This window comes from Sphingomonas faeni (genome assembly GCF_023195535.1).
In the GTDB taxonomy this organism is placed as follows: domain Bacteria; phylum Pseudomonadota; class Alphaproteobacteria; order Sphingomonadales; family Sphingomonadaceae; genus Sphingomonas; species Sphingomonas faeni_B.
Window position 1 is genome coordinate 1 of sequence record NZ_JALPNF010000030.1, and the last position, 715, is coordinate 715.

1 tRNA gene is annotated in these 715 nt (G+C 63.4%); it reads left to right on the forward strand.

Going from position 1 to position 715, the window contains the following annotated elements:
* The first annotated feature begins 50 nt into the window (after positions 1–50).
* Positions 51–127 (forward strand) — tRNA-Met (locus tag SPHN_RS18335).
* Positions 128–715: the final 588 nt, after the last annotated feature.

Sequence of the window (715 nt, forward strand, 5' to 3'; positions counted from 1 at the left end):
AAACCCATTCACAACGTCGTCTACACCCAACGTCTGCAACCGCAGACCGTCGCGGGGTGGAGCAGCCCGGTAGCTCGTCAGGCTCATAACCTGAAGGTCACAGGTTCAAATCCTGTCCCCGCAACCAACCCACAACGACAATCGCCGCCCTCACGGGCGGTGTCGTCGTTTCTGGCCCGGGCCAGCAGGTCCGATACCTTCGCGACTACCTCCGCCGCCGGGCCGCCCGGCTCGTCGGGGCAGATCGTCACGCTTTCGATGAGCTTCGACATCACTGCCGCAGCCTCGGGCCGGATCGCGTCGTCGTCGAGCGACTGGCGGAGTGCCGCAACCTTGCTGCGGAACCGGTCCACAAGCACCCGGTGGGGCAGGGACACTACGATCGGTTTCCCGGTAGTTGTTGCAACTCTTTGTGCCTCCAGCCGCTCCTTCTCCGCCTCTCGCTCCGCGATCATCGCCCGGAGCACCGGACTCGCAATGCCGGCGAGTAGGTTCTGGTACAGATTGTCGAGTTCAGTAGTGACCTGCTTGAGGCGGTGTTGAGCTGCGTGCTCCATGCCCGCGTCCTGGCGGCCCAATCGCTGCATCTTGAACCGCCCCGGGTCTGCCGGAGGCCTTGGGTTGTGAGTCACGCCGCCATATCGATGTTGTCTGCGGCAGCATAATATTGGTGTTCGGCTTCGGCAGGCGGGATGTTGCCGATAGGCTCGAGCAG